The sequence below is a fragment of the Mesorhizobium sp. M4A.F.Ca.ET.050.02.1.1 genome (assembly GCF_003997725.1).
Lineage (GTDB): Bacteria > Pseudomonadota > Alphaproteobacteria > Rhizobiales > Rhizobiaceae > Mesorhizobium.
Map to the genome: position 1 here is coordinate 1 of NZ_RZSG01000258.1, position 7460 is coordinate 7460.

5 protein-coding genes are annotated in these 7460 nt (G+C 57.1%); all 5 read left to right on the forward strand.

Annotation, left to right across the window (positions count from 1 at the left end):
• On the forward strand, window positions 1-954 hold a 954-nt coding region (locus EOA33_RS17900), incomplete at its 5' end, for an NAD-dependent epimerase/dehydratase family protein (RefSeq protein ID WP_127406206.1).
• A complete protein-coding gene (locus tag EOA33_RS17905) occupies window positions 954-2873 on the forward strand; it encodes an HAD-IIIA family hydrolase (RefSeq protein WP_127406207.1) in 1920 nt (639 codons plus the stop codon). The genes EOA33_RS17900 and EOA33_RS17905, both read left to right, overlap by 1 nt.
• Window positions 2870-3871, forward strand: coding sequence for a GHMP kinase (locus EOA33_RS17910; protein WP_127406208.1), 1002 nt, complete (start codon window positions 2870-2872; stop codon window positions 3869-3871). The genes EOA33_RS17905 and EOA33_RS17910 overlap by 4 nt, the downstream gene beginning before the upstream one ends.
• Window positions 3868-4575, forward strand: coding sequence for an SIS domain-containing protein (locus EOA33_RS17915; RefSeq protein WP_126055885.1), 708 nt, complete (start codon window positions 3868-3870; stop codon window positions 4573-4575). Before EOA33_RS17910 ends, EOA33_RS17915 begins: the two co-directional genes overlap by 4 nt.
• Window positions 4576-5890: 1315 nt before the next feature.
• Window positions 5891-7460 (forward strand): glycoside hydrolase family 16 protein (locus EOA33_RS17925; protein ID WP_145989181.1); only part of this gene is annotated, 1570 nt, incomplete at its 3' end.

Here is a 7460-nt window from a genome sequence, read left to right on the forward strand (position 1 = left end):
GTATCGGGAGTTGCGGGCTTTGTAGGAAGCAGGCTTGCAAGGGTCTTTATCGATCGTGGGTATCCGGTCTTCGGTTTTGACAACCTGTCGCGAGGTTCTCGGGAAAACCTGAACGGGCTTCTCGCGCATGAGCGGTTCATTTTTGAGAAAGTGGATCTCTCAGACGCGGGTGCGGTGAGAAGCCGCTTCATGAATTGTCACCGCCGCATTCCGATTTCCGAAGTTTGGCACATGGCTGCCAATTCGGACATCCCTGCAGGAATCGCCGATGCGTCCGTTGATCTGCGCGATACCTTTCTATCGACGTTCAACGTGTTGCAGGCAATGAAGGAGGCCGGGGTTCCGTTCCTTGCTTTCGCGTCCAGCTCAGCCGTGTACGGCGATTTGGGGGAGGCTCCGATCAGAGAGGATGTCGGGCCGCTGCTGCCCATCTCCAACTACGGTGCCATGAAGCTCGCATCGGAGGCGCTCATCAGCGCTGCCGTCGAGAACTGGTTGGACCGGGCCTTGATCTTTCGCTTTCCGAACGTGATCGGTGTTCCAGCAACACACGGTGTCATCCTGGATTTCGTGAGAAAGCTAAAGGTCTCGCCAAACAAGCTGAATGTTTTGGGGTCGGGGCGGCAACGCAAGGCATATCTTCACGTCAATGATCTGATTGATGCGATTGTCTACTTGCGTGCAAACGCATCCGAGCGGCTTGGCTGCTACAATATCGGTCCAGAGGACAAAGGGGTAACCGTTAGCTTCATAGCGGAAACGACCGTAGAGGCTGTCGCACCGGGCGCCGGGATCGAATACGGTGTTGAGGATCGCGGTTGGGCGGGAGATGTTCCCCGATTTTCCTATGACATAGCAAAACTTCGTGCGCTCGGTTGGCGGCCCCAGCTTGGTTCGGCCGACGCTGTTCGAAAGGCCGTCGTAGAAATCGTGCGGCAGGAAGGACACCTGTGATGCAAGCCGTTGTACTTGCAGGTGGTCGAGGGACGCGGCTCAGGGGCCGGATAGGTGATTTGCCTAAGTCGCTAGCCAACATTGGCGGCAAGCCACTTCTCGAGCATCAAATCGTCCTCGCCAAGCAACACGGGATTGAGAAGATCTTGATCCTGGTGAACCACGCAGCAGAGCAAATTGTGGAATTTTGCAATCAGCGCGAGAATTGGGGGATCGACGTTCTTTGCGTGGATGACGGGGCGCCTCGCGGGACCGCTGGAGCAGTACTGTCGGTTTTGGACCTGCTCGACGACGACTTCCTTACAATCTACGGCGACACGATGCTCGACGTCGATCTCACCCGCTTTAAGTGCTTCCACGAAAAACACAAGGCAGCGGCAACAATTTTCACCCATCCCAACGATCATCCGCATGATTCCGATCTGATAGAAACGTCAGAAGATGGCATCGTTACCGCATTCCATCCATATCCACATGATCCCGGGTTCTTTTATCCTAATAAAGTCAGCGCAGCTCTTTATTATATACGAAGACAAGCTCTATTCCCATGGCGTTCTACGGTAACTCCTCTCGATTTTGGCAAGGACCTCTTTCCTGAAATGCTTCGGGCTGGCGCGGAAATTAGAAGCTATAGCAGCCCTGAGTACATAAAAGACGCGGGAACCCCGGCAAGACTTGACAAGGTCTGCGCCGACTTTGCATCGGGCCGCATAGCTCGAGCTTCACTCGCATCGCCGCAGAAAGCAGTATTCCTGGACAGGGATGGGTGCATCAATGTTGACCATGGACATATCGATCGTCCCGAACGCTTCGAACTGATTGAGGGGGCGGCCGCCGCGATCGCCTGTTTCAACCGGGCCGAGTACCGGACAATCGTCGTTACTAACCAACCCGTTGTGGCGAGAGGCGACTGCTCCATACGAGACCTGCGGATGATCCATAACAAGATGGAGTCTGAGCTTGGTCGCTGCGGTGCTTTTGTTGATGCCATCTACTTCTGCCCGCACCATCCAGATCGCGGCTTTGTCGGTGAGGTGGAAGCACTGAAGGTCCGCTGCAAATGCCGCAAGCCTGCTACCGGGCTGATCGATGAAGCGGTCGAGGCATTCAATATCGATCGCAGTCAATCCTGGATCATCGGCGATTCCTCTACGGACATTGCTCTCGCAAAACGGTCTGGCATCAGATCGATCTTGGTTGAGACGGGCGCGGGCGGTTTGGATAGCAAATATCATGTCATGCCCGACTACACCGTCTCGGACTTGTCCGAGGCTGCCAAGCTCATTCTCACTGTTCATCCGACCTTGATAGACACAGCATCTGATCTGATCGCGCATGTGAAGCCGGGTGATGTTTGTTTCGTGGGGGGGCTTTCCCGCAGCGGAAAGAGTGTTCTTTCCAGCGCTATCGCAGAGGTTCTTCGCGGCCGCGGCTTTGATGCGCAAGTTGTTGCTCTTGATCGCTGGATACGTCCCGTCGCCGATCGCGAACCAACGGTGATTGGTCGTTACGATATGAACGAGATCAGGAAGGTTCTAAGGCGCCTGGTGGGCGTTCGTTCTCGCGAGACGCACGATCTGCCCTATTACGACAAGCTGAGCCGCGCATCGCATCCAAGATCGGAAAAGATAACCATTTCTCCGGAAACCGTCCTGGTCGTGGAAGGAGCCGTCGCTCTTTCGCTGTGCGATGTGGTTTTGCACGGTCGTGCACACACATTCTTCGTCGATATCGATGAGGAGTTGAGGAGGTGCCGAGTAACGCGCGAATACTCGCGCCGAGGAGTGGATCGGGAGGCTGCGGCGAGTATCTACAGTTCGCGCCAGAAGGATGAGGCACCGATCGTGCTGGCATCGCGGGCGCGTGCTGAACATTGCATCCAATTGCGAGCGATCGAACTGATTGAGGCAGTCGGATGATTATCAGCCAAACGCCGCTTCGTGTGAGCTTTGTGGGAGGTGGCAGCGACCTTCCCGCCTTCTATCGGCAGGAGGGCGGTGCCGTCCTGAGCGTTGCTATCGACAAATACGTCTACGTGAATGTGAACCGCAAATTCGATAACGGCACCCGCATCGCTTACTCCAAAACGGAAGAGGTGGATAGCGTTGAGGATATCCAGCATCCGATTGTCAGGGCGACGATGGGATATCTCGGGATCTGTGGAGGCGTCGAGATAACAACCATTGCCGATATTCCATCGAAGGGAACAGGACTTGGATCCTCGAGCGCTTTTACTGTTGGCCTTCTGCACGCGTTGAACGCGTTTCGGGGGCAGTATGTCTCCAAGGCAAAGCTCGGCGCTGACAGTTGTCGCATTGAGATCGAACTTTGTGGCGCACCCATTGGAAGGCAAGATCAATACGCCGCTGCCTTCGGAGGGTTGAACCTTATCGAGTTTCACTCTGATGACAGCGTTTCGGTATCACCGCTCATATGCCCGCGTGATTTCATCGCTTCAATCGAGAAGCAAGTTCTCATGTTTTACACCGGCATTACGCGCAGTGCCTCAGACATCCTCGTCCGACAGTCGGAAGGCATCGCAAGAGCGCCGGACAAGCGGAAAGCGCTCAGGCGGATGGTCGAGCTCACGTATCAGCTTCGTGATGAGTTGCATCGATGTAACCTCAACGCCTTCGGCGAAATCCTCCACGAGAACTGGCTCTTAAAAAAGGGCCTCTCCGAAGACATCACGAACGATGCAATCGATCACTGGTACCAAACTGCGATGCAGGCGGGTGCGAGGGGCGGCAAGTTACTCGGAGCAGGTGCGGGAGGTTTTCTCATGTTCTTCGCGCCTCTCGATCGCCACGAGGCAATCAAAGCGGCCCTCGGGAACCTAAAGCATTTCCCCGTGAAGTTCGACTTCGCCGGGAGCCGCATCGTTCACTATCAACCGACATCGGAGTCCACCCAATGAAACATTTTGGCGGCAGTACCCAATCAACCGACATCGGAGCCCGCCCAATAAATCATCTTGGCGGGAGCGCTCAAGCCTATTTCAAGAAACTTGAGACCGTCCTGGCTTCATTGGACCACCAAAGCTTCGACAATGCAGTGGCCTTGGTCGCGCAGGCACAGGAGGATGGCAAGCAGATAATCACGCTTGGAAATGGCGGCAGTTCACTCACTGCTCTACATTTCATCACCGACTGGAACAAGAGCATCTATCTCTCCACGAAGCGCCCGTTTCGTGGTCGGACACTTGTCGACAATGTGGGACTTACATTCGCTTATGCCAACGATGTTTCTTTCCAGGATGTGTTCGTCGAGCAGCTGAAGAACATCCTGAACGAGGGCGACTTGGTCATCGCAATTTCAGGAAGCGGAAACTCGGAAAACGTTTTGCGCGCCGTTCGATACGCAAACGATCACGGCGCAGTTACGTTAGGTCTTTGTGGATATGGCGGAGGAACGCTCCGGCAGATCGCCCAACACGTGGTTTGGGTCAATGTGAACGACATGCAACTGTCGGAAGATATACACTCTATGTTCGGGCACGTCGTTATGCAGACTCTTTGTTTTGCAAGTACACAAAAGTGGAGCGATCGGCGACAAAAGCGCAGCGCGGCTGGAGGCCTCAATCCGAATCTAGCTGGCGCCGAAACGGGCTGGCGATCCTGATCGAGAACAAACGATGCCGCATTATCTGTTCTACGTTCTGGACGAACACGGCCAGTTCATGGGCGGGGTCAACCTTGCCTGCGCCGACGACATTACGGCGAAAGAGTACGCCAGGCGGTTTGCCGACGGCCACGAGGTGGAGCTTTGGCGATTGGTTGCGCGGTTCAAAATTGACAAACCGCGTGGCCGTCCAGCAGCGACGAAGCACCCTCGTGCCGTAGCGCCACGTTCCAGCCATTTGAACAAGCCGCTCAGGCGATCACACTTCCCCCATGGATTCGGTTGCACGTCTTGGCCCCATTCAAATCTTGAGAGATTTTGATCCCGATACAGGCACGTTGGTTTGCGATTGAACGGCCCGTAGTGCTGTACAGCGCTCGATGACGGCGAGCCTTGTACCTTCGATCGTTGGAAGCGAATGACGCGGACATTGCCGCCATGCGCCGGCGACGTCGCTCAGCAACATGTCGGGCGTGGAGCGTCGTCAACGCCGCAAGGCGACCTCGGCCAAGCGCATCGACGCGCAAACGGCACGGTTCGAACGGCCGCGCTGGCAGCCCCCAACAGACCCGACGGCCCGTCCGCCACGCAGCATCGGAAGTCATCCCTGCCGCACTTCTCGATGACCTGATTTGCGAACGACCCGCTCGAACCGACGGGCGCCCAAGCCAGAGCAACATTACAACCGACGGACACGGCTTGGGAGGACATCCGGAAGGCCGCCTCGGCGCGGCTGTTCGATCACTTTCCGTATTAGAATGTGTTAATAAGTTATATTAGTAATGTGTGAATAATCGTTAACCAAGCCTCATTCTCGCCGCAAACCGTGCTAAGGTCCGCCTGGGTCACGTACATCGCCTTTGAATGATCAATACATGCAGGTACAAGGCGGCGTGGGTGAATAAGTAAAAAAGCGGAAATGCCTGTGTTTACTTAGGGGCGCGGGTGGAATGAAAAACAAAAAAGACGCAATGAACTAAGGAACTACTGTGACTATACTACACAGCAACCTCGGCGGCGTGCCCGCTGGGAGAGGTGCGCTCAACCTCAATTCGGCCGCGGCTCGAACCGTCGAACACCTTGAGCGCGTTGGCAGCGACACCGTCTATGGGCTCAAGGGCGAAGGCCTGACGAGCATTCCCGTCGACAACACCCGCCTCCGATGGCGAGCTCATCGTTAGGCTCGCTCGACAATAATCTCCGCCACTTGAAATCCGTTCGCGGTGCCAAGCTGCGAGCATGCGACATGTCGCGCGCCTTGGCGATGCGCGGCAGTGGAAGTTCCCTGTTTTCAACGCCTAAAGAGGATCACTGAATGACTCTTTCCGCCCCCGCAGGCTTTACCTCTAGCGACCTCGTCTACGAGGAAAGCTTCTCCGGTACGACTCTCGACAGCGATTGGCATACCTATATCACCAGCAATGCTGCCGACGGCTGGCCATGGAATACCAATGGGTCGGGTGGAAGTACGCCGGGCGGCCCATACAATGCCGACTACGATATGCCGAGCCAGGTGTCCGTGAGCGACGGGACCTTGAATCTCACGGCGATCAAGCAGCCCATCAGCGGCGTCAATCAGGGAGGGGTGACACAAACATTCCCGATCACGTCCGGCGCCGTCAGCAGCTATGGCAACTTCGAATTCAATGGCGGCTATCTTCAGATCAGCATGAAGGCGCCGAGCGGCGACGGCGCATGGCCAGGCCTCTGGCTGATGCCCGGCGACGGCGCGGGCAGCAGCGGCGACAATTTCGAGCTCGATATTCAGGAGGGTGGATTTACCGGCTCGGGGCCGGCAGACCAGAATTTCTCCTGGCACTTGCACGGGCCGTCGGGGTGGGTCGGCGACACCATCGACAGCGGCATCAACCTCACGGCCGGCTTCCATACGTACGGCATCAACTGGGTGCCCGGTGAATCGATCACCTGGTATCTGGATGGGAAGCAGATGGCGCAGGTGACCAGCGCACAGGTCGCGATCCCGGATGAACCGATGCAATTGATGATGAACTTGGGGGTCGCGAATTCGAACGCTAGCGGATGGCATACGGCTCTGGATGGCTCGACGCCATCCTCGATGCAGATGCTGGTCGATGAGGTTCAGCTCTATCAGAAGGCGGGCAGCGGCGACACCGTCACGGGTGCCAACGTCACTCCATCGACAACATCATCGACCCAGTCCCCGACGACGCCAACGATCCAGCCGGCGGTGACGCAGGTCGCCGCGTCACCGGCAACGGGAGTCGAGCATGCCGGCGATGCCATCACAATGACGGTCGCCTTCAACAAGGCCGTGACCGTCACGGGCGCACTCACACTGTCGCTCAATGATGGCGGAACGGCCAGCTATGTCAGTGGCTCGGGCACCAGCGCGCTCACCTTCCGCACCACGGTCGCTTCGACCGACAAGGATACCTCGGCACTCGCCATCACCGGGGTCAACCTCCCGAGCGGCGCGAGCATCAAGGATGCATCCGGTGTTGCGGCGAACCTCTCAGGCGCGGTGAAGACGTTCTCCGGGCTCCAGATCGATCCGGTCCTGCCGGCGGTGACGCAGGCCACAGCCTCGCCGGGAACCGGCACCGAGCACGTCGGCGACACGGTCACGCTGACACTCGGCTTCAACGAGGCCGTGAAGGTGTCGGGCACGCCGACCCTGTCGCTCAACAATGGCGCGACCGCGACCTATGTCGGCGGCTCCGGAACGAGCGCGCTCAACTTCCGCACAACGGTCGCATCGACGGACACCAATACCTCGGCGCTCGCCATCACTGGGGTCAACCTGACGAACGGTGCGAGCATCAAGGACGCAAGCGGCGTCGCTGCGAATCTTGCAGGCGCAGTGAAGACCTTCTCCGGCCTCCAGATCGCGACGTCATCGACAG